Here is a 21,599-nt window from a genome sequence, read left to right on the forward strand (position 1 = left end):
AGAATAAAACTATATTCACTCGTAAATTACGAACTAAACCACTATGAAAATTTTTACTGGCATTTTGTTCTTAGTGCTCGCCTGGCATTCGGGATTTTCGCAAACGGGGACGATTTCCGGGAAAATCACAGACAGCAAAACCGGAGAGCCGCTTCCTTTTTGCAACGTATTTATCTCTAACTCGACCATTGCCACCACGACCGATATCGACGGAAACTACGTGCTGGAAAATGTCCCAGAAGGCGAACTGGAATTAGGATTTTCATTCATCGGGTACCAGGCTGTTCAGAAACCTGCCTCGGTGAAGCCGGGGAGCAAACTTACGTACAATGTCGCGATGGTTTCTCTCGAGCAAGAACTCTCAGACATAGAGGTAAAAGCTTCCAGGGACAAAGCTTGGGAACGCGAACTCCGTCGGTTCAAAAATTACTTCCTGGGAAATGACAATTTCGCAGCCCAATGCGAGATCCTCAATCCCTGGGTGATTGACTTCCCGAGTGACAATTCCGCCAGCAATTTCAAAGCATCCGCCTACCAACCCATCGAAATCCGAAATGACGCGCTCGGCTACAAAATCACTTTTGACTTGCGGGAATTTTTCGTCACACAGCAATTCTACCGCATTGCGGGGGCCACGCGGTTTATGGAAATGGACACCTCGAATCAGGCCGTAAAAGACAAATGGGCCAAGAACCGTACCGACACATACCTCAAAAGCCCGATGAACATGTTTCGGGCGATGATCTCCAACCGCCACAACCAAGAAGGCTTTTTCCTTTATGGAGACAAACCTGGAGGTGCAGAAACACGCAATATGCGCACGGATGTCTTTGCCAATGAACTCGGAAAATCCGTGATTGAATACAAGCCAGAAAACCTTGTCGGCCCAGGCCGCAGACCGGGCGAATACCGCATCAACCTTAAAGGCCGGATCGAAATCCATTATGAAAAAGGTTTCTCCAACGTCAACACCTACAAGGATGCACCTTACCCCATTTCTTGGCTTGAAGTAAACGGGGGTTACGTTTATGTCACAGAAAACGGCATGGTCATCAACCAAAAAGACCTGACATTCTCGGGAGATATGGACAAGCGCAAAGTCTCCACCTTACTTCCCTTTGATTTCAAACCAAACCTGGAAGGAGCAAATTCGAGCCTTGCAAAAAATGCCGCAAACCTCCAGGAAAAAGTCTACCTACACTTGGATCGTCCCTACTACTACCAAGGTGACCAACTTTTCTTCAAAGGATATGTAAACTATTCCAGTCCAGAGTTCAAAAAGGATCTCAGCAAAGTCATGCATGTGGAGATAATTTCAAAGCAGCGGGATATCGTCATCCAGAAAAGATTCAAGATCGATAATGGACAGGTAATCGGAACGATTTACCTGCCCGACACGCTTGCACAAAAGGAATACTATTTGCGTGCCTACACCAACTGGAACCGCAATTATGGACCGGAAAGCTATTTTGTGAAGGCGCTGCCCATCATCTCTGCCTTTGACCGCATCACGGGCGATGAACCAAAAGTGGATTCACCCTTTGCCCAGGCAGGGTTCTCGACCGATAAGGAATCCTACGACAAACGTGAAAAAGTTGTCCTAACGATTAGCCTGCGGGACAGGACGGGAGACCCCATTTTTGCTAATCTCTCAGTTTCTGTTACCGACGCCCATTACGCCACCCCAGTAAATATCAACCCCGGAATAATCGATGGCATGAAACTCTCGGAAGTCCCAGCCAATATCAATACGGATAAATTTTTGTATCCGATCGAAAACGACCTCTCGATGCCAGGCAAATTTACCAACGAGAAAGGCAAACCGGAAGCAGTACCTTTCACGGCCTATTTTAACAATTTCGAAGGCTCGGTGGACTTGCAAACGGACAGCGAGGGTAAGTTTGTACTCGACCAAATGGACTATTACGGGCCATTAGACTTTGTTTTGATGACATTGGACAAAAAAGGAAATGCCCGAGGTACTTTCCAATTTACGCCGAGACTTGTTCCTCCCTTTTTTGTACCCTCATCCACCAGCATGCCTAAAATCTCCACCGTCGATCAGCCTATTTTCCAACATTGGCAAACGGAGACTGACAAAACAATTGATCTCAAGACGGTGACGGTCAATGAAACCAAAGAATCCTCAGGGACCCGCGCCATCTATGGCAATCCCGATTATGTAGTCAATGGCGAGGATTTGATGCGTGGGGGAAACACCACAGATTTGCTTCAAAGCCTCAAACAGTATGTGCCCGGCATGTCGGTCACCACGCTCGGACAAGTAAGACTGAGAGGTGGGGCGGCTTCCGCATCCAACTCCCAGGAACCCATGGTCATGCTTGACGGTGCGATTTTACCGGGGAGTTCTGTCGCAGCCAACCTCGCGACCATCAATCCCAACGACGTGGAACGTGTGGAGGTAGTTTCTCGGACCAGTTCGATGATGGGCGACCAAGGCAGGAACGGTGTCATTGCAGTCTATCTCAAGAAAGGCGGGGGAAATTCACCGTTGCCGAATCTCGCTAGCAAAGACATAAACTCGTTTACGTTGGAAGGTTTCTCCTTACCCGGAAATTTCTTAGTCTTCGATTACGAACAACTGGAGGAAGCTCCGCAATGGGACGAAAGAGCGACTTTGTATTGGAATCCCCAACTCATCTCCGACCCCGACTCAGGACAAATCCAGGTAATTTTCTTCACCAACGACAGCCCTGCCCCAAAGATCGTCGTCGTCGAAGGAGTTGATCAGAAAGGGAACCCTATTCAAGCCAGATTTCAAATAAAGGTGAAACAATAGGCTTCTTGGTGAGAAATGGTCGTAAACGCTTATTTTTGGGCATGCAAAAATTTATTGCCGTTCTCTTTTGTCTTTTGGTATTTGGGTCTGTAGAGACATGGGCGCAGACAAGCATCGGCATTCGGGGCGGTATATCTTCCTCCACGATGAGGTACAGATACAGTCCAGGCAGAGCTGAAGTACGAACTGGCGGAATTACAGCCCCTACTTTTGCGCTCGTCATTGAACACTTTGCGTCCAAAAACGCCGGAATCCAGATCGAATTCCAAAAAATCACTTTGGGCTACACGCAAAGCAACGAACTGAACCAGACGAACATTTCCGAATGGGATTACCTGAAAGTACCCGTTCTCTCAAATTTCTATGCGGGAAAAAGCGGGAGGTTCCACATTAAGCTTGGTCCGCACATTGGGTATATGCTGCAGGCACGTGATGTGCAGCGAGGCTTCGAAGGTGACGAAACGAATCTGCCCACCTATGGAGGACCATCCGACGATCCAAACAGATTCATGTACGGCATCACGGCCGGAGCGGGACTTTCAAAACTCTTTGGAAAAAGTACCTTGGAGGGAGACTTTCGATTTTCCTATGAATTTGGAAGACCGGAAACCCAAGACCGGATTTTTGACATGAATTCCACCAACATCGAAATCACGCTGACATACATGTTTCAGTTTCTGAAAAAGAAATACCAGGACGACTAATTGTCCAACTCATGCTGACAATTTTCCGATAAGGACAAGAAAGCGGAACTTTGAACGATAAATCGTGTTTAGAATCTAAAATCAACACCATGCTCCAAACTCAAAAAAGACCTGTCCACATATACATGGAAGCGAATCCCAACCCAAATTCGCTCAAGTTTGTCGTCAATTTCATGCTCACAGACGAGGGAATCAGCTTTGACTATCCCGACCAAGCCAGTACGGAAAACTCCCCCCTTGCCCATGAGCTTTTCAATTTCTCGGCTGTTGAGCGGGTGTTCATCACTTCCAATTTTGTGACCGTCACTAAGAAAACCTCGGTCGAATGGCCAGAAATACAGGATTTCATTCGTGACCATATCAAGAAATACCTGGAAGCCGGAAAGGCAGCCGTTCAGGTCACTTTTGACAAAGACCCACTTTTTGATGAAAACGACTCGGAAACGGTCAAGAAAATCAAGGGTATTTTGGACGAATATATCCGCCCGGCAGTCGAGCAGGACGGTGGAGCAATCGTATTCCATAGCTTCCATGATGGCATCGTGAAGGTATTGCTCCAGGGAAGCTGCTCGGGCTGTCCGTCCAGTACCGTGACACTCAAAGCCGGCATCCAAAACCTATTGACACGAATGGTTCCGGAAGTTTCCGAGGTACAGGCCGAAGGAATCTAAGTTGAACCAGGGTCTCGGATGTTGAGGGGAAATTATACATGGGCTTCACTAGGCCTAGTCAGCGTGCTGGCTAGGCATTTTGCCATTAAATATCCGGAGAAAACAGAGCTTTTTTACTCTCGGTTGTTTTTTCCCGGCATCCGTAATCTCATCGACAATACACTTTCCATCCTGCCATTTGCCACGGTCTACATTTTTGTGGCATCCATATTCCTGTTTTTGGGAATCTATTTCTACAAAGTCTGGCGCATGGAGGGATGGAAAGATAAGGTCGGCTATTCCATCCGTTCCTTGGCCAACTACCTAGGAGCGATTGTGTTTTTCTTCCTGATATTGTGGGGATACAATTACCAAAGGATCCCGATATTCAAACAAATCGGCATCACACCCGTGCCGCTCAATGAAGATCAACTCCTCGGTGAAATCAAACTCACAGCCAATATCGTCAACCAGCTTCGCGCTAATATCGAGGAAGATACCGTGGCGATAGAATCGATTATGGATTACGGGGATTTGGAAAAATTGGTACGGGCCAACATGCGGGAAAATCTCTACCTGCTGGGCTTGAACTTTACAGGAAATCCCCGCACGAAGCAATTTTACCCCGCAGGATTTATGCGAAGGATGGGAATTTTGGGAATCTATTTCCCCTACACAGGCGAAAGCTACATCGACCCCACCTTGCACCCACTCGAAAAACCTTTTACCATTGCCCACGAAATGGCGCACAGCTACGGTGTGACCGACGAAGGAGAGGCCAATTTCATTGCTTGGGTCATTTGCAGCAATTCGGAGGAGGCTCTGCTCCAATATTCTGGACAATTGCGGCTATTGCGCTACCAAATGCGCGACCTCTACCGAATGTCCAAGGAAGTCTACATTGATTTTTATAAATCCCTACCCGCCGGAATCCGAAACGACCTGGTTTCGATCCAGAAATCCAACGAGCTGATCAAACCCTTTAATCTGGAGATCAGCCGCAAGTCGAATGATCTTTTTCTCAAAACCCAAGGCGTGAAAGCGGGAGTAAACAGCTACCAGGAACTCCCGATGCTCGCTTTTGCCTGGAGAAACCGGCTGAAAGAATAATTGCTAAGCTCAATCCTCCAATTGGCGACGGTACATTTGGATTGTATTTTCCAAACCGTAATACAATGCATCGCAAATCAAGGCGTGACCGATGGACACTTCGTCCAAAAACGGAATGGATTGTTTGAGAAACTTGAGATTGTGGAGATCCAAATCATGTCCGGCATTTAGTCCCAAGCCCAATTCCTTTGCGATTGCAGCAACTTCCACGTAAGGTCGCACTGCCTTTTCACGATTGATAGGGTAATTGGAGGCATAAGGTTCCGTGTACAATTCCACCCGGTCTGTACCCGTAGTCTTTGCAGGTTCAAAAAATTTCACCTCGGGATTGATGAAAATAGACACCCTCACGCCATAGGACTGTAACTCAGAAACAACGTCCTTCAAGAAAGCCTGATGGGCAATCGTATCCCAACCGCTTGAAGAAGTGATTGCTTGCGGCGGATCGGGCACCAAAGTCGCCTGTGCCGGCCTGACCAATTTGACCAAATCCATGTACCGCTGGTCCGGATAGCCTTCGATGTTGAACTCAGTGCTGATCACCTTCGCCAAATCCAGAACATCTTGGAATTTGATATGCCGCTCATCAGGTCTGGGATGGACAGTAATGCCTTGGGCACCAAATCTTTCCGCATCCAATGCCACTTGTACAAGGTTTGGGTTGTTGGCTCCGCGGGCATTGCGCAGCGTCGCGATCTTGTTAATATTTACACTGAGTTTGGTCATTTTACTTAATTTTAGGGGTACTTTTACCGCAAATTTACACCGATAACCCAAAGAACAAGATCATGAGCTTGAAGGCAAACATAGAATCGGAGATCAAAAACGCAATGCTCGCCAAAGACAAAGACAGGCTACGGGCGCTTCGTGCAATCAAATCGCTCATCCTGCTGGAAGAAACCAAGGAGGGTGCGGGCGCAAATCTTACGGCTGACGATGAAATCAAACTCCTGACCAAGGCAGCCAAGCAGCGGAAGGATTCGGCAGACATCTACAAGCAGCAAAACCGCGAGGACCTCTTTGCAGTGGAAATGGCTGAGCTTTCCATCATCAATGAGTTTTTGCCCAAGCAGCTTACAGAGGAAGAATTGGTGGCGGAATTGAAAAAAATCATTGCCGACACAGGTGCGAGCTCCGCAAAAGATATGGGCAAGGTAATGGGTGTAGCCACAAAATCCCTGGCTGGAAAAGCAGACGGCAAACTCATTTCCCAAAAAGTGAAAGAACTTCTTGCGTAGATGTTTGATATCCTGATCATCATATTTTTGGCCATTGGCGCCTATGAAGGATTCAAAGAAGGCCTATTTGTGGGCTTGATTTCTTTTGTTGCCTTTATTGTCGCATTGATGTTGGCATTTCATCTGATGCATTGGGGTGCCGGCATTTTGGCAGAACAACTCAAGGATTCTTCCTTTGTACTGCCCTTTGTTGCATTTTTGCTGATCTTTTTTGGAGTGCTGATGATCGTCCGCGGCTTGGCTTTTCTGGTCAAAAAATCCATGGACATCACTGTACTGGGAACGGCGGATGACATTGCGGGAGGTATATTGGGGGTGTTCAAATCCGTCCTCTTTTTGAGTTTTCTGATATGGATTGCCGAGTCTTTTGAATTTTCCTTCATCGCCAACTGGACCAAAGATTCCAAAATCTACCCCTTCGTCCAGCCGATTGCGCCGTGGATCGTGGCGTGGGTGCAGCCTTTGCTGCCGATTTTTCAGGATACGATCGACAAGATTTATGATTTGGTAAAGGCCACAGCGGATGGTATTGTTGATTGACAATTTCGATTCCTTTTCACATATCCTGGCCGACTACCTCCTGCAGACCGGAATCCCCCTCAAAATCGTCCGAAATGACCAATCCTTGCATTCACTTACAGCCGGAAACTGGGAAGGATTGATCCTGTCTCCCGGCCCAGAATCACCCGAAAAAGCGGGAAACCTGATGGAGATATTAGGCCACTTTGCTGAAAAGGTTCCCATTCTCGGGATTTGCCTTGGACACCAAGCGATCGGCCTACATTGGGGTGCTACCCTGGCAAAAGGGAAGCAACCCGTCCATGGAAAAGTGCATGCCGTGAAATCCCTTTCCACACACCAAATACTATCCGGATTGCCGGAATCATTCATGGTCACGCGTTACCATTCCCTGCTATTGACGGAGATACCTGATTGCTTGGAAGTGTTGCTCGAAACAAATGAAGGTGAAGTGATGGCGATTGCTCATCGGGAATTGCCGATTCTGGGAATCCAATACCACCCGGAAGCCTACTTGACGGAATTTGGAAAAGAAATCATTCAAAACTGGCTCCGGTGGGCAAATATTCTTCCGAAAACCTTGTGATCGGGTCGAACCAGCAGGCTTGAAATTTCGTTTTTTTATTCAAATTCCTTTAATATCTTTATTGCATGCAGGCCTACGAATTCATCAATAATCTGATCCCCCCCTTGAAGCTGAAAGACAAGGTGAAGATGGCTTTGGGCTGGATGGAAGAAATCAGGACGGGCCAACTTCCTGTCGTGGATGGGGGAAGATTCCTGGGATTTGTGACTGAGGACCTGATTTTTTCCCTGAACAACCCAGATCTCGCCGTTTCCAAAATCGAACTGGATTCGCCTTCATGCTTTGTTTACCTAGACAAACATATCTATGATGTCATCAAAGTCGCCTCGGAAAACCATTCCAATATGGTAGCGGTGGTTGACCGGGAAAACAATTACCTTGGCGTGGTGACCATGGAGGATGCGATAGGCGCCTTTGCCAACTCGCTTTCGATTCAGTCCCAAGGTGCAGTAGTGGTACTTTCCATGTTTATGACGGACTACAGCCTCTTTGAAATCGCCCGCATCATCGAATCGGAAAACACAAAAATCCTCAGTTCCTTCATCTCCAATGATCCTTTGGACGACTCTAAAATTAAGCTGACACTAAAGCTGGACCGGACGGAAATGCGGCATATCAAAGCAACCTTGGAACGGTTTGGCTACAAAATACTGGATCATTACCAAGAAGAGGAAGGCGTTAGCGGCGAACAGGAAAGAATCGGTAACCTTTTGAGGTTTTTGGAGCTATAAACCTTGGCCTGGATGAAGATCGCTTTACATGGGATTGGGGTACAGAAAGAATTTTTCCCGGCTATCCACTCACTTTTTTCACTTCTGAAAGAAAATGGAATTCAGTTTTATTTGACCGAAAGCTTCCACAAGTCACTCAAGAGACAATTTTTTGACAAAGGAAAGCTGCCCGAAACGCTCTCGAAAACTGCCATTGAAGAAATGGATTTTGTGTTTTCGGTCGGTGGCGATGGTACCTTACTCGATACCGTCTGCCTAGTAGGACGTACCGAAGTACCGATCCTGGGTATCAATACGGGACGGATGGGATTCCTTGCCACAGTCGCAAAAGAGAATATCAACGACGCGATACAAAATCTCCTCTCCGGAAAATACACCCTCGAAGCGAGGTCACTCCTCAGTTTGGAATCCGATAAGGCTCATTTCAACGGGCTGAATTTCGGGCTGAACGAATTCACGATCCACAAGCGCGATACCTCCTCGATGATCACGGTGCATACCTACATCAATGACCTGTACCTCAACAGCTATTGGGCGGATGGATTGATTATAGCGACACCGACTGGCTCTACTGGATATTCGCTGAGTTGCGGAGGCCCGCTGATTACGCCCGGTGCGCGGAACTTCGTCATCACCCCAGTAAGCCCACACAATCTCAACGTGCGGCCGATTATCGTGTCGGACGAGAGCGAAATCAGCTTCAGGATTGAAGGCAGAAGCGAAAAATTCCTGATCTCTTTGGACTCGAGGTCCATGCCGATTGATGCCTCTGTAAAATTGAAGGTGAAAAAGGCTGATTTTTCCGCCAAATTAGTCAAATTCGCACCAAACAGTTATTTTGATACCCTCCGTCAAAAACTCAATTGGGGATTTGACATGCGTAATTAAAAGTACCCGCTCGGGGCGTCCTTTCACCAATGGGTTTGCCTTCGAAAAAGGGGAATTTTATACCGATTTTGATTAACAAAAATTAACCCGGCAAATACGGAAACGGGTTTTTATATCGTTGTGTACTTCATAAATTGCAGCGTCTTGAAAAAGAATCAGTCCAGGATTTCATCCTTTGTTTGCCTGTTGATAGCACTATTTGTAGCGGCTCCGTTGGGGGTCTTCGCACAGAAATATGACTTCGGCGGGGGATTGGGAGTGGCCACTTATTCCGGGGATATTACCCGGCTGGTCAATCCCGAGCAACTGGGTTTTCAAGGCACGTTGTTTGGCAGACGAAATTTTGACAATGTATGGTCCATACGAGGGGGCATTTCCTTTGCGCGCCTCAATGCCGCGGACAGCCTCAGGCCAATAGATCCTGCGGCAGCTTTGCGCAATGGATTCTTCAAGGGCAGTCTTGCGGAGGTATCGGTCGTGGCAGAGTATCATTTCCTCGACTTCATGCATCCACAGGCACGGTACAGGTTTTCGCCCTATGGCTTCTTGGGCTTGGGATATTCCACATTCTCCGGAAGCGGACAAACCTTCCAAGGTGATCCCGATGCGGGGACCTACTTGGTAAGCACACCCGTGATTCCCTTTGGTATTGGCATCAAGTACAAGCTGAGCAAGCAATGGATACTCGCGACAGAGCTCGGATTCAGGGCCACGTTCACGGATAACCTGGACAAGATCGACAGCAAACAAGCCTCCATCCCAAGGTTCCCCGACCCCAACAATCCGAATGCGCTTTATGGCTATAACTATGGAAATTACAGCGACAAGGATTGGTATTATTTTCTCGGTGTGACGCTCAGCTATTCATTTTACTCCGTCAAGTGCTTCTCTTATTAATTGGTTGGAAGCGTAGAATATTGAAAAAGAAATAGCATTTTTGTACCTCCAAAAAATAAGGAGTACGGGATTCTACGCAATGAAAGAATCATTAGACAAAACAAAAATCCCCCAACACATCGCGGTAATTATGGACGGCAACGGCCGATGGGCCCAGCAAAAGGGCGCCATGCGGATATTTGGCCATAAAAACGCCGTCACCGCCGTCAGGGAATGTGTAGAAGGCTGTGCCGAATTGGGAGTAAAATTCCTGACACTTTATGCCTTTTCGACCGAAAACTGGGCAAGACCCAAGGACGAAGTCGACGCACTCATGGAACTCCTCGTGGAAACAATCGCCAAAGAGGTACCTACCATGATGAAAAACAACATCAGGCTGCTCTCCATCGGTGACGTCAATACCCTCCCCAAAAAAGCCCACAACAAGCTTAAGGAAGCCATCGAACTCACAAAAGCAAATTCCGGAATGACCGTCGTACTCGCCATCAGCTATAGCGGACGTTGGGAAATCAGGGAAGCAGTACAAAGCATTGTCGAAAAAGTCGTCAACAAGGAACTAAAAATAGAAGAAATCACGCAGGAAGTCATTGCTGCGAATTTAAATACAAAGAACATCCCTGATCCGGAACTCTTGATCAGGACCAGTGGGGAACTGCGGATCAGCAATTTTCTCCTTTGGCAGTTGGCTTACACGGAACTCTATTTTACCGAGGTACTGTGGCCGGATTTTAGAAAAGAGCACTTGGTACAGGCCATCTCGGACTATCAAAAACGAGAAAGAAGGTTTGGCCTGACCGGGGCGCAAGTAAAATAATTTGATTTGATGAAAAAGAGTTTACTATTCCTCTGCCTCCTGTTGGCGTTCTTTCAATCTCAGGCCCAAATCCGCCTGGGGCAAAGCCGCTACACGCCGACACGGCCAGTGGACATTTTGGAATTGAATTATTCGAAGCCCCAGAAATTCCGTATCGCAGAAATCAAGGCCGTCGGGTTGACTACACTGGACGAAGTTGCGGTCACTTCCCTGTCCGGCCTGAGGGTGGATGATGTCATTTCCGTGCCGGGAGACCAAATCTCAAGCGCACTGAAAAGACTTTGGGGACAAGGTATCATCGGCGACGTCAAGATACTGGTCACCAAGGTGGAAGGAGACGATATCTACCTCTTGCTGGAACTGACGGAAAGACCGAGATTCAGCCGGGTCGAGTTTGCTGGAATCAACAAAACACAAGAAGGAGAACTCAAGGAAAAGATCAAAATCAGGGGCCGTGTAGTCAGGGATGATGTATTGGCCAGTTCCCAGCGCAGTATTTTGCAGTATTACAGAGACAAAGGTTACCTGAACACAGAAGTAAAAGTGGTCCAGGAACGGGATACAACCCTGCCCAATTCCGTAAAACTCCGCTTCCAAATCGATCCCAAGACCAAGGTCAAGATCAACCGCGTGAAGATTTACGGTGCGGAGGAAATCAGCGAAGCACAGGCAAAATCCAAACTCAAGAAAACCAAGGAGCACCCAAGGATGCACTTGGTGAGGGATTGGCTGTCAAGGGTATCCGACGCTACTACCGAATCCACCAAGGCCGCAATCACCCAAAGAAATCCTGTAAGCCAAGATCAGGTAAAGGATTATATCAACAAAACTGTCAAACTGAATTTTCTCAGTTCCTCCAAATTCGTAACCAAGGACTACCGGACTGACAAAGAAAAACTGATTGCCTTCTACAATTCCAAAGGATACCGCGACGCGGAAATCATGGTGGATTCCGTATACAAGTTTTCCGACAATACAGTCAATGTGGACCTGTCGCTAGAAGAAGGCAAGAAATACTTCTATAGAAACATCACTTTTGTCGGCAACTACCTGCATCCGGATGCAGTACTCCAATCCAGACTTGGTATCCAAAAAGGTGACGTATACAACAAGGAAAAACTCGACAAGCGTCTCAATTACGACCCCCAAAAGGAGGATGACGTGAGTTCATTATATCAAAACGACGGATACCTATTCTTCCAAATTGACCCCGTAGAAATAAAAGTCGTAGAGGACTCGATCGATATCGAGCTACGCATCATGGAAGGCCCACAAGTAACGGTCAACTCGGTCAACATCCAAGGCAACGAACGTACCTCCGACCACGTGGTCATGCGGGAAATCCGTATCCTTCCAGGCCAAAAGTTCAACCGTAGCCTATTGGTCAGAACGATCCGGGAACTCTCCCAATTGGGTTATTTTGACCCTGAAAAAATCGAACCTGATCTCAAGCCAAACTTCGAAACCGCTACAGTAGACATCACTTTCAAACTCGAAGAGCGTCCCAATGACCAAATCGAGCTTTCCGGTGGTTGGGGTGGATTCTTCGGCTTCGTCGGTACGGTGGGCTTGGTGTTCAACAACTTCTCGCTCAAGAATATCACTAACTTCGAAAAATGGAAACCACTGCCGGTTGGCGATGGACAACGACTATCGCTCCGGGTACAAGCAAACGGCCGTTCTTTCCAAAACTACAGCTTCTCGCTGACCGAACCTTGGTTTGGCGGGAAAAAGCCAAATGCCCTCAGCCTCAGCTTCAACCACTCCGTACAAAGACAGCTCAATTTCCAAAACCGCGCCAATCCAACACAGGAACTTGGGTTCTTCAAAATTACCGGTGCCACCATCGGGTTTGCGAAAAGGGTGACATGGCCTGACGATTACTTCTCATTCAGTTCTGCACTCCAATATCAATTATATGATTTCTTTGAATTTGGAAGGAATTTTGGCCTAAGCTTCCCAACCGGAAGGCTGAACAGCATCGTACTGAATACAACTGTAGCTAGAAATAACATTGACAACCCGATCTTCCCAAGGATGGGTTCCAATATTTCTTTGGTAGCTTCGCTTACACCACCTTATGCTTCCCTGAATCCAAATCTCAATTCAGAATCGACTGACCAGGAAAAATTCAGGTGGTTGGAATACCACAAGTGGATGTTTGACGCGACCTTCTACACACCACTGTTTGGTTCCAAGAAATTCGTTGTTGCCACAAGGGCACATATGGGCTTCCTAGGCTCCTATGGTAATAAAATCGGCATTATTCCGTTGGAAAGATTCGTGATGGGTGGTGATGGCATGACTTTCAACAACTTCGCCCTTGGTCAGGAAATCATCGGCTTGAGGGGTTATGAAAACCAGATTATCACGCCGGGACGATTGACAAGGGGAACCGGAGAACCATATGGCGGTATCGTGTATAACAAATACGTCATGGAGCTCCGATTCTTGGTTTCCCCCAATCCATCGGCAACAATCTTCCTCTTGGGATTTGCTGAGGCAGGTAACAACTGGGGCTCCTATGCGGAATTCAACCCTTACAATTTGAAGAAATCCGCAGGCTTCGGTGCCAGGATTTTCATGCCTGCCTTCGGTCTCTTGGGTCTTGATTGGGGTTATGGTTTCGATGCGGCGCCAGGCACGTTCCAGCGAAGTGGACCTCAATTCCACTTCACGATTGGGCAACAATTCAGATAATGATGGAAAGACGGATTATATTGTTAATTTTGTCGCTGATTTTGGGTTTGGGCATTTGGACGCAACCGGCTCAGGCCCAAAAGTTTGGATACATTGACTCTGAATTTATCCTGAACAAACATCCTGACTACAAGCTCGTACAAGATGAATTAACAAATCTTAGCAATGAGTGGAAGAAAGAGGCACAGGATTTGGAACAGGCTATCAAGGAAATGTATGCCAATCTCAAAGCGGAAGAAGTCCTGTTGACTGAGGAAATGTACCAAGAGCGCATGACAGCCATCAAGGAAAAGGAAAAGGCAGCAATCGCTTACAATAACCGGGTATTTGGCCTCAACGGCCAATACTACCAAAAGCAGAAAGAATTGCTCCAACCCCTGCAGTCCAAGATTTACGACGCCATCGACCGGGTCTGCAAGCGCAACAACCTTGTGGTGTTGTTTGACAAAGCGGCTGGACCTTTGATGATTTATACAGATCCAAGGCATGACTACTCGGAGTTTGTCTTGGAAGAATTAGGAATAGAAAACAAATAACAAATACACACAAATGATGAAAATTAAAGTTGTCCTTTCCGCAATCGCATTGATGTGCGTAGGATTCGTAGCCCAAGCCCAAGAATTGAAAATTGGCTATACCAACGTGGAATTACTGATGGACTTGATGCCGGAGATGGAGCAGATCGCAGCCGATATCCAGGATTACCAAGCACAGCTTCAGACCAATATCCAAACCAAAGCAACGGACTTCCAAAAGAAAGTGCAGGCTTACCAACAAGCAGCACAGACCATGACGGAAGACGCCAGAATGGCCAAAGAACAGGAATTGCAGAAACTCCAGCAGGACATCCAGAAGTTTGAGCAGGATGCACAGACCTCCTATCAGAGGAAACTGCAAGAACTCTTGGCCCCTGTACAACAGAAAGTATTCAACGCGATCAATGCAGTAGCTGCCGAGCACAACTACACGCACATCTTTGCGGAATCTGCCGGCAATTCTCCCATCCTGCTTTACACCAAGGAAGAAGACAAGTTTACCGAATTGGTCGTGGCCAAATTGGGTATCAAACTCCCTACTCCGCCAGCCGCTCCATCAGGAGGAAACTGATAAGCGCTTGATGTGCACAATACTGGTGCTGTCGTGATAACATTTGAAATTCCAAAAAGCCCGTCAAGAAATTTGATGGGCTTTTTTGTGAGCTTCTTTATTGTCCTGTGTGCCCAGACGCAGGACTTTTTCTTTCTCCGGAATAAATATACCTACAAACATCTCCAAGCCCTCTTTTCTGGTTTTTAAATGGTTTCCTATTAATTTTGATCATGTCGAAAATTGAGCATTCCTATTTTCTTGAAAACTGCAACAATCCCTTCCAAGGATCGGATCGGGAAAAAATCTGGGAGCAAATAAAGAAAAACGGCAGGGAAATTTCGAAAACCGATCTATTCAAAAGATTGGAAGAAATAAAGAGAAATGCCAAAAAGTAGGTTGATACCCTGAAAGTACTCCCCAAGTGCAGGATTTGATCCTAGACACAGTCCGCCGCCTCCAATCCCAGCGCACAAATTTCAAGTGAGCTGGAACCGAACCATTCGGTTTGCTTGTTCAGGTCCCCCAGACAGCTCGATTCCCATGCCCAAGAAAAAATTCAAGGAAATCATCCAACAATCCGAAGCGGCCATTTTGGTGGATTTCTATGCGGACTGGTGCGGGCCTTGCCAAACAATGAATCCGGTCCTAGAAGCCGTCATCGGGGAATTGGATGGGAAAATCCAACTCCACAAGCTCAACGTCGACAAGCATCCCCAATTGGCACAGCAGTTTGGCGTGCGGTCCATTCCCCATTACATCCTGTTCAAAAAAGGCAAAATCCTCTGGAGAAAAGGCGGCATCATGACCAAGCGGGACCTGCTGCAGGGATTGAAAGGATTCATTGGATAGCCAAGATGGTCCTTTGGAGTTCTGGAAATGGCATAGTACGCGATGCTATTTTTGATTGGCTAAGGCCAGAACCATCTATCGCTATCCCTCAGGAATACGCTAAAGCACCATTCCTATGAAGCGCTGATCCAGTCGATAATCCAAAAATTGCCTCCTGCTTTAGCTGGGAATTACCTCCTGCTTTAGCTGGAGGGCTATATAGAACATGATGCAAGCTCTGGGCTTTAGCCTAAAAAAGAAGTATGAAAATCGCCCAATGAAGTCACGTGTTGCCAAAAAATAATCCTACCCAAAGTAATAGGCAATTCATCTGGATACTCTTGAACCAACGCACCATTAAACCCTGTCTGGTTGGACAATTACTCCAAGAGCCTTCTCCAATCTTGACCCACTGGTTGAATCAGCTCTTGACAAAGATTACAGAATTGATCACTCATTGAAATGATCTAAAGGACTGAGATAAACTACATTCCCTCGTGAATCAAAAATGATCTGACATTGAAGGGACCATCCAGAGGGGACCTCATAGTCAAAATAAAGCTCTCCGCCCTCTACTCTTTTTTCTAAAGGCTGCCCCATTATTTCGATCACTCTAGTCGTGTCCATTCCAAGTTTTACCAATCTTATTTTCTCGATATTCTCCCATGCTTTGCGATCTTCTTTATCAGGTGCGACTATATAAAGATAACAACATGCACCTATTAAAATTGATGCCGCCAAAGCTGCCTTAAATATTCTGTTCGATCTCAATAGCGTTCCCATCTCGGTGTATAACAAAATTTCCACAACGGCTGGTTGAATCCAGTTAATCATCATTGATTCAAACACCCTTCTAGGTATATTTTAGACCATTGGTCGTGGCTGGGTGTATCAGGATGGCCATCGTGGATGCAACTACACCCTTTTATCAACCCAATTTGTAATTGGAAATCAAGACCAAACACCACTGCGGAATATAGTTTGAGATGAGGTGAATTACAAATTCATAGGGATCGAAAAGCGTAGTTACAAACGCTTGCGCCTTCTCCATTCTACGCCCAGGTGGGGGATACGCCTTGCGCCTACGCCACACTTCGCCCAGGCGGAGATGGAAAGAAAAAACGGCCAAGTGGAAAAAAGAAAACACTATATTGGAACTCAAACTGATTTTTACAGAAGGTAGAAAAAGACTCCGAACACATAGCATAAGAACCAAAATATATTGGGTAGACTAATTCACAAGAAAAGCGTTAAAGTACTTCACCTTATGATTAAGGTGGAAGGATATTGCTGTCGCTACACTACCCAAAACGATTAAGAAAACCGGAATTAATTTATAAGAATTAATTCCGGTGCCATGATCCCAAAGCATTACCACTCCAGCCGTTCCGAAAACTATGGCCACTGGATGAACAAAGCCATAAATAATTGGACGTTCCGCCCTTATCTTGTTAAGGTGATAGCGGGAACTTTTTTTACAACTGGGACAAAGCAGGTTGATGGATTTCCCTACTCTTTTACTGAGCTCTAACCTGTTTGTCTCTTTTGCCTTAATCTTGATCGTACATCCGCAAAACTTGCAATCCGTTACTACTTTCAATCCTTAATACCTTTAAATAGTCTGTTATATTCTTTACTGGCATCACTCGGTGTCCACCCGCTTCCCCTGTTTGCCCCCCCTGAGTGTAGTATATACCTTCGGTGGTGGCTGGGTGTATCCCCAGGTGGGGCTGATATGTTTCACCCATAATTAAAACTAACGTCAAAAAATCGAATTTCAAATTCGTGATGATAAAAAGGTGTAGTTACAAACTACACCTAGCGCCTTCGCCATTCTACGCCCAGGTGGGGAACTCTTTATCAGCTAAGTATTGATATAGATGTATTTATTACTAGATATATACAATGGAAGAAAACTATGGAAATTAAAAGAAAATCAACAATTCTTTTTTTTACTTCTTTTCGAAAACTGTAGGCTGTCAAAAAAGCTGCAAATATCAATACGAAAAATACAGGTATGCCCAAGCCCGTATTGTAAATTGCTTCCGCTTTCCTATGGCAATCTATCGATAATAGATTGGCATCAAAGTAGAAACGTTGGTGCATCAAATAGATTATAAATATCAATGCACTACCAATAGTAGGGAATTCCATTTTTTTCATAATTCTAATATTTCATCCACTTATCCATGTTTCGGTAACCTGTTTTTATTGCTTTCTGGTCTCCCTTAGAATCTCCACCCGTTGTCCATTCATTCAAATTAGAGCCTATTAAAACCTGTGTAAGGGTAAAGCCGTTAGCCCCCCCTGAGTGAAATAAGTACCTTCGGTGGTGGCTGGGTGTATCCCGATGGCTATCTTGGATGCAACTACACCCTTTTATCAACCCAATTTGTAATTGGAAATCAAGACCAAACACCACAGCGGAATATAGTTTGAGATCAGGTGAATTACAAATTCATAGGGATAGAAAAGCGTAGTTACAAACTACGCTTAGTCCCGACAAATCCCTCAGTTACAAAAGCCCAGCCAATTCTCCCTTATTCCTAGGACACTCTCCCGACAGTGTCCTGACCCTGTCCTGACAGTGTCCCGACCTCCACCCGAGTATACTCCGTGTTTATTCCGTGTAGCACAGCTACACCCTTGCATGGTTGAATCAGGTGATTCATACTCAAGATGGATAGCGCTCCCTCACTTACATATCTTCGCCATCGCATCCACGGCCTGCTTCAAGCCTGCCTCCGCGGCCTTTTGTAAATCCCGACAGGCCTCAGCCTTTTTTCCCAAATAATGGTAAGCCAAGCCCCTCTGGTAATTGGCCTGCAGCAGGTCGGGTTGGTAGTACAGTGCCAAGGTATAGGCAGCAATCGCATCGAGGTATTGTTGCTTCTGGTACAGGATGTTTCCCTTCGAAAAATAGGCCTGGGCGTCCATGGGATTGAGTCCTATCGCCCGGTTGTACAACTCCAATGCCTGATCCGCCCGCTTGAGCTTTTGGAGCACATAAGCCTTGTACTTCAGTGCTTCGGCGTCATCGGGTTGGATTTCCAGCACTTTGTCAAAGTCCTCGAGGGCTTCAGTCCACTTTTCGGCCCGCAAGCGTTGATAACCCCGCTGTTTGTAGGACAGCGCAAAGTCCGGCTGGTCCTCGATGGCTTGGTCGTAGAATTTCTCCGCACTTTCCCAATCGCCGGTGGCATTGGCCAAGGCAGCCAGGTATTGATGGGCCATCGGGTGATAAGGATTGATATCGAGCGCTTTCATGAAATCCTCCTTGGCCCGGGCGGTATCACCGGCCATTTCGAAAGCCCTGCCGCGATGCAGGTAGTAATCCGCGGTCCCAGGTGCCAGCGAAATCGCCTCGTCAAAACTCTTTTTCGCTTCCCGCCACTCACCAAGTGCAAGCTGGCAAAGACCGATGTTTTCGAATACATGTGCATTGTTGCCGCTTTGCTGGGTAAAAACACCCGATACACCCGACTGGTAACCCTTACGCTGGTAGATGATGGTTTGGGTCGGCCCGGGGGGAATATGTAGCAGATTGCTGAAATCCTCGAGGGCAAGCGCGTATTGGCCCAAGCGGTAGCGCATCGTGCCACGCAGGAAGATGCCGTCGTAATGCAAGGGGTCGAGTTCTAGGAGGCTGTTCAGGTCAGTCAAAGCGCCCTCCGTGTCTCCGGCCCTATCCCGGACCAGGCTTCGGTAGTAGTAGGGTTCGGTCAGGTAAGGCCGATCCTGGATAATCCCGGAAAGAACGGCATAAGCATCCAAATGCTGCCCCTGTTCGGAAAGCCGCATCGCCTCTTCCAGCTTCTCCTCAAGCCTTTCGTCCTGGCCAAATGCGGGGGTAATGAACAAAATCAAGGCTATGAAAATCCACCATTTCATAGAATGAATATACGGGTATGCGGAATCATAAGTGAACTTGATTTCCAAATTTTCCTCAAGCCCTTCAATGGTTAAACGGCATAAACTTTCAAACAAAAAACCTCCCGAGTATAATCCCGGGAGGCTTTGGTATGTTGTTGAATTTTTTCCTAATATCTCAAATGCGTTGGATATTCGCCCCAATCGCATTCAAGCGCTGATCGATATGCTGATAGCCGCGGTCTATCTGCTCGATGTTGTCGATGATCGAAGTACCCTCGGCGGACATTGCCGCAATCAGCAGGGAAACACCCGCCCGGATATCGGGTGAGGTCATCCGGATGCCTCGGAGGGGATACTTCCGATCCAAACCAATCACCGTGGCCCTGTGCGGATCGCAAAGAATAATCTGTGCCCCCATATCGATCAATTTGTCGACGAAGAACAATCGGCTCTCAAACATTTTCTGGTGTACCAATACCGTTCCCTTGGCTTGGGTCGCCGTCACCAATACGATGCTTAGCAGGTCAGGCGTAAATCCCGGCCAAATCGCATCCGCAATCGTCAGGATCGATCCGTCAATGAAAGTGTCGATTTCGTAGTGCCTTTGGGAAGGGATGTGGATGTCGTCTCCCCTGAAATCCATCTTGATCCCCATCCGCTTGAAAGTATCGGGAATGATCCCTAGGCGGTGAATTTGGGCATCCTTGATCGTAATGTCGGATTGGGTCATGGCTGCCATGCCGATAAAGGATCCGATTTCGATCATATCAGGCAGCATGGTATGCTCGGTACCTTTGAGAGATTTCACCCCTTCGATGTGCAGCAAGTTGGAACCGATGCCAGTGATCTTGGCACCCATCCTGTTGAGCATGTCGCAAAGCTGCTGCAGGTAGGGCTCGCAGGCCGCGTTGTAAATGGTGGTTTTGCCCTCTGCAAGAACCGCTGCCATGACGATATTGGCGGTACCGGTCACGGAAGCCTCGTCCAAGAGCATATAGGCCCCTTTCAGGTTTTTGCCATCGATATGGTAAATCTCGCGCTTGCTATCGTAGTGGAACTCGGCTCCGAGTTTTTGGAAACCAAAGAAGTGCGTATCCATCCGTCTACGGCCAATCTTGTCGCCTCCAGGCTTGGAAAGACGTCCATGTCCAAAGCGCGCCAATAAGGGTCCGAGTATCATCACGGACCCGCGCAGTGCGGAAGCTTTTTTCAGGAATTCATCCGTATCCAGATACTGGAGGTTTACGTTGTCCGCCTCAAAGCTGTAAGATTCTGGCCCGAGCTTCTCGACTTTGACTCCCATATCCGAAAGCAAGTCGATCAACTTCACGACGTCCCGGATATTGGGGATCTTGTGGATGGTGACTTTTTCGGGCGTGAGCAGGACAGCACAGAGAATCTGCAAGGCTTCGTTTTTGGCGCCTTGGGGAATAATTTCGCCCTTGAGCTTCAGGCCGCCGGTGACTTTGAATGATGACATTTATCTACGCTTTTTGGGGTGGCCGCCGTTTCTTCTTCTGTTGTGGTCAAACTTCCTGCGGTGCTTGGCAGCACGATCCGATTCTTGCTCAGAAGGAAGCTGGAAATCACGTCTCGTATTGGTTTCGAAAAGGCCCATTTCACGGACTTTGTCCAAATCGATATGAAGCTTACCCTTGGACAGGGTTTTGATATCGTCAAGGATAATTCCGTCGTCGAAATTGTCCCTATTCCAAGTCGAATGGAAACTCCGCATCAGCTGTCCGATATAGATGATCGCAGCTTCCTGCTCCTCATCGTCTTCGATTTCGACAGCCTTCTCGATGAGCTTTTCGATGTTTCGACCATAGTGTTTGAACTTGACCTCTCCTTTCGGATAGCCGACGCGCTTGGGCTTGCGGTCAAGAATCTCGGGTTCGGGTGCGGGATAGGGTCCATCCACATCCAACTTGAAGTTGGACATGATGTGGAGGTCGTCCCAGATTTTTTGGTCATTCTCTGCCTTCATTTGGGGGTTGAGTTGTTTGACCATTTCCACCAAAAGAAAGGCGCTTTGTGTTCTTTTATCCCTATCCTCCATAGCAGAAATATGTACGGCAAGACGTTGGATGTTTTTGCCGTACTCCTTCAGGATGACGGACTGTTTATTGGTTTCTGTATTGCTCATGGGGTTGTCCCGTCTAAGTAGTGATC

Annotated in this window: 20 protein-coding genes; 15 read left to right on the forward strand and 5 right to left on the reverse strand. The window is 47.0% G+C overall.

The genetic code is table 11. The annotated features are described in order from the left end of the window. The first annotated feature begins 43 nt into the window (after positions 1-43). The 4 genes from C943_RS11215 to C943_RS11230 all read left to right on the forward strand — a co-directional run bounded on the left by C943_RS11215 (position 44) and on the right by C943_RS11230 (position 5,264). Positions 44-2,800 carry a TonB-dependent receptor gene (locus C943_RS11215; RefSeq protein WP_008627712.1) on the forward strand — a complete coding sequence of 919 codons (2,757 nt, stop codon included), beginning with the start codon at positions 44-46 and terminating at the stop codon, positions 2,798-2,800. 41 nt (positions 2,801-2,841) lie between these two features. Next, on the forward strand, positions 2,842-3,504 hold the full coding sequence (locus C943_RS11220) for an outer membrane beta-barrel protein (RefSeq protein WP_008627714.1): 663 nt from the start codon (positions 2,842-2,844) through the stop codon (positions 3,502-3,504). Between the two features lie 89 nt (positions 3,505-3,593). Next, on the forward strand, positions 3,594-4,175 hold the full coding sequence (locus C943_RS11225) for a NifU family protein (RefSeq protein ID WP_008627715.1): 582 nt from the start codon (positions 3,594-3,596) through the stop codon (positions 4,173-4,175). Positions 4,176-4,193: 18 nt separating this feature from the next. Continuing rightward, a complete protein-coding gene (locus C943_RS11230) occupies positions 4,194-5,264 on the forward strand; it encodes a DUF3810 domain-containing protein (RefSeq protein ID WP_040480222.1) in 1,071 nt (356 codons plus the stop codon). Between the two features lie 9 nt (positions 5,265-5,273). On the opposite strand, the gene C943_RS11235 is transcribed toward C943_RS11230, so the two are convergent. Beyond that, positions 5,274-5,990, reverse strand: coding sequence for a pyridoxine 5'-phosphate synthase (locus C943_RS11235; protein ID WP_008627717.1), 717 nt, complete (start codon positions 5,988-5,990; stop codon positions 5,274-5,276). A 62-nt stretch (positions 5,991-6,052) separates the two neighbouring features. On the opposite strand from C943_RS11235, the gene C943_RS11240 reads away from it, so the two are divergent. From C943_RS11240 to trxA, 11 genes are all read left to right on the forward strand, one after another. Continuing rightward, positions 6,053-6,502: a GatB/YqeY domain-containing protein gene (locus C943_RS11240; RefSeq protein WP_008627718.1), complete on the forward strand. Its 450-nt coding sequence runs from the start codon at positions 6,053-6,055 to the stop codon at positions 6,500-6,502. Further along, on the forward strand, positions 6,503-7,042 hold the full coding sequence (locus C943_RS11245) for a CvpA family protein (protein WP_008627719.1): 540 nt from the start codon (positions 6,503-6,505) through the stop codon (positions 7,040-7,042). Beyond that, positions 7,026-7,607 carry an anthranilate synthase component II gene (locus C943_RS11250; RefSeq protein ID WP_008627721.1) on the forward strand — a complete coding sequence of 194 codons (582 nt, stop codon included), beginning with the start codon at positions 7,026-7,028 and terminating at the stop codon, positions 7,605-7,607. The genes C943_RS11245 and C943_RS11250 overlap by 17 nt, the downstream gene beginning before the upstream one ends. A gap of 65 nt (positions 7,608-7,672) precedes the next feature. Beyond that, on the forward strand, positions 7,673-8,338 hold the full coding sequence (locus C943_RS11255; RefSeq protein ID WP_008627722.1) for a CBS domain-containing protein: 666 nt from the start codon (positions 7,673-7,675) through the stop codon (positions 8,336-8,338). A gap of 12 nt (positions 8,339-8,350) precedes the next feature. Then, a complete protein-coding gene (locus C943_RS11260; protein WP_008627724.1) occupies positions 8,351-9,226 on the forward strand; it encodes an NAD kinase in 876 nt (291 codons plus the stop codon). A gap of 144 nt (positions 9,227-9,370) precedes the next feature. Beyond that, positions 9,371-10,123: a type IX secretion system protein PorG gene (gene porG / locus C943_RS11265; protein WP_008627727.1), complete on the forward strand. Its 753-nt coding sequence runs from the start codon at positions 9,371-9,373 to the stop codon at positions 10,121-10,123. Between the two features lie 79 nt (positions 10,124-10,202). Next, a complete protein-coding gene (locus C943_RS11270; RefSeq protein ID WP_040480372.1) occupies positions 10,203-10,937 on the forward strand; it encodes an undecaprenyl pyrophosphate synthase in 735 nt (244 codons plus the stop codon). Between the two features lie 9 nt (positions 10,938-10,946). Further along, a complete protein-coding gene (locus tag C943_RS11275) occupies positions 10,947-13,637 on the forward strand; it encodes a BamA/OMP85 family outer membrane protein (protein WP_008627730.1) in 2,691 nt (896 codons plus the stop codon). Beyond that, entirely contained in the window at positions 13,637-14,173 is a 537-nt protein-coding gene (locus C943_RS11280; RefSeq protein ID WP_008627731.1) for an OmpH/Skp family outer membrane protein, read from the forward strand. The genes C943_RS11275 and C943_RS11280 overlap by 1 nt, the downstream gene beginning before the upstream one ends. Before the next feature lie 13 nt (positions 14,174-14,186). Further along, positions 14,187-14,744, forward strand: coding sequence for an OmpH/Skp family outer membrane protein (locus C943_RS11285; RefSeq protein WP_008627732.1), 558 nt, complete (start codon positions 14,187-14,189; stop codon positions 14,742-14,744). A gap of 522 nt (positions 14,745-15,266) precedes the next feature. Continuing rightward, positions 15,267-15,575 carry a thioredoxin gene (gene trxA / locus C943_RS11290; protein ID WP_008627736.1) on the forward strand — a complete coding sequence of 103 codons (309 nt, stop codon included), beginning with the start codon at positions 15,267-15,269 and terminating at the stop codon, positions 15,573-15,575. 429 nt (positions 15,576-16,004) lie between these two features. On the opposite strand, the gene C943_RS11295 is transcribed toward trxA, so the two are convergent. The 4 genes from C943_RS11295 to C943_RS11330 all read right to left on the reverse strand — a co-directional run bounded on the left by C943_RS11295 (position 16,005) and on the right by C943_RS11330 (position 21,573). Beyond that, on the reverse strand, positions 16,005-16,361 hold the full coding sequence (locus C943_RS11295) for a hypothetical protein (protein WP_169334618.1): 357 nt from the start codon (positions 16,359-16,361) through the stop codon (positions 16,005-16,007). A gap of 1,887 nt (positions 16,362-18,248) precedes the next feature. Beyond that, complete coding sequence (locus C943_RS11320; protein ID WP_008627739.1) at positions 18,249-19,445, reverse strand: tetratricopeptide repeat protein; 1,197 nt, start codon at positions 19,443-19,445, stop codon at positions 18,249-18,251. A 157-nt stretch (positions 19,446-19,602) separates the two neighbouring features. Further along, positions 19,603-20,907: a UDP-N-acetylglucosamine 1-carboxyvinyltransferase gene (murA, locus tag C943_RS11325; protein WP_008627740.1), complete on the reverse strand. Its 1,305-nt coding sequence runs from the start codon at positions 20,905-20,907 to the stop codon at positions 19,603-19,605. Continuing rightward, a complete protein-coding gene (locus C943_RS11330; protein ID WP_040480240.1) occupies positions 20,908-21,573 on the reverse strand; it encodes a DUF4290 domain-containing protein in 666 nt (221 codons plus the stop codon). It lies immediately after the preceding gene. Positions 21,574-21,599 lie beyond the last annotated feature (26 nt).

The organism is Mariniradius saccharolyticus AK6 (assembly GCF_000330725.2).
In the GTDB taxonomy this organism is placed as follows: Bacteria; Bacteroidota; Bacteroidia; order Cytophagales; family Cyclobacteriaceae; genus Mariniradius; species Mariniradius saccharolyticus.

Bases quoted from the DNA above. Each gene is read 5' to 3' on its own strand.
- C943_RS11320 (WP_008627739.1), bottom strand. From the start codon at position 19,445: ATGAAATGGTGGATTTTCATAGCCTTGATTTTGTTCATTACCCCCGCA.
- C943_RS11235 (WP_008627717.1), bottom strand. From the start codon at position 5,990: ATGACCAAACTCAGTGTAAATATTAACAAGATCGCGACGCTGCGCAAT.
- C943_RS11280 (WP_008627731.1), top strand. From the start codon at position 13,637: ATGATGGAAAGACGGATTATATTGTTAATTTTGTCGCTGATTTTGGGT.
- C943_RS11330 (WP_040480240.1), bottom strand. From the start codon at position 21,573: ATGAGCAATACAGAAACCAATAAACAGTCCGTCATCCTGAAGGAGTAC.
- C943_RS11255 (WP_008627722.1), top strand. From the start codon at position 7,673: ATGCAGGCCTACGAATTCATCAATAATCTGATCCCCCCCTTGAAGCTG.
- C943_RS11275 (WP_008627730.1), top strand. From the start codon at position 10,947: ATGAAAAAGAGTTTACTATTCCTCTGCCTCCTGTTGGCGTTCTTTCAA.
- C943_RS11230 (WP_040480222.1), top strand. From the start codon at position 4,194: ATGTTGAGGGGAAATTATACATGGGCTTCACTAGGCCTAGTCAGCGTG.
- murA (WP_008627740.1), bottom strand. From the start codon at position 20,907: ATGTCATCATTCAAAGTCACCGGCGGCCTGAAGCTCAAGGGCGAAATT.
- C943_RS11240 (WP_008627718.1), top strand. From the start codon at position 6,053: ATGAGCTTGAAGGCAAACATAGAATCGGAGATCAAAAACGCAATGCTC.
- C943_RS11220 (WP_008627714.1), top strand. From the start codon at position 2,842: ATGCAAAAATTTATTGCCGTTCTCTTTTGTCTTTTGGTATTTGGGTCT.
- C943_RS11270 (WP_040480372.1), top strand. From the start codon at position 10,203: ATGAAAGAATCATTAGACAAAACAAAAATCCCCCAACACATCGCGGTA.
- C943_RS11245 (WP_008627719.1), top strand. From the start codon at position 6,503: ATGTTTGATATCCTGATCATCATATTTTTGGCCATTGGCGCCTATGAA.
- C943_RS11260 (WP_008627724.1), top strand. From the start codon at position 8,351: ATGAAGATCGCTTTACATGGGATTGGGGTACAGAAAGAATTTTTCCCG.
- C943_RS11250 (WP_008627721.1), top strand. From the start codon at position 7,026: ATGGTATTGTTGATTGACAATTTCGATTCCTTTTCACATATCCTGGCC.
- trxA (WP_008627736.1), top strand. From the start codon at position 15,267: ATGCCCAAGAAAAAATTCAAGGAAATCATCCAACAATCCGAAGCGGCC.
- C943_RS11215 (WP_008627712.1), top strand. From the start codon at position 44: ATGAAAATTTTTACTGGCATTTTGTTCTTAGTGCTCGCCTGGCATTCG.
- C943_RS11285 (WP_008627732.1), top strand. From the start codon at position 14,187: ATGATGAAAATTAAAGTTGTCCTTTCCGCAATCGCATTGATGTGCGTA.
- C943_RS11225 (WP_008627715.1), top strand. From the start codon at position 3,594: ATGCTCCAAACTCAAAAAAGACCTGTCCACATATACATGGAAGCGAAT.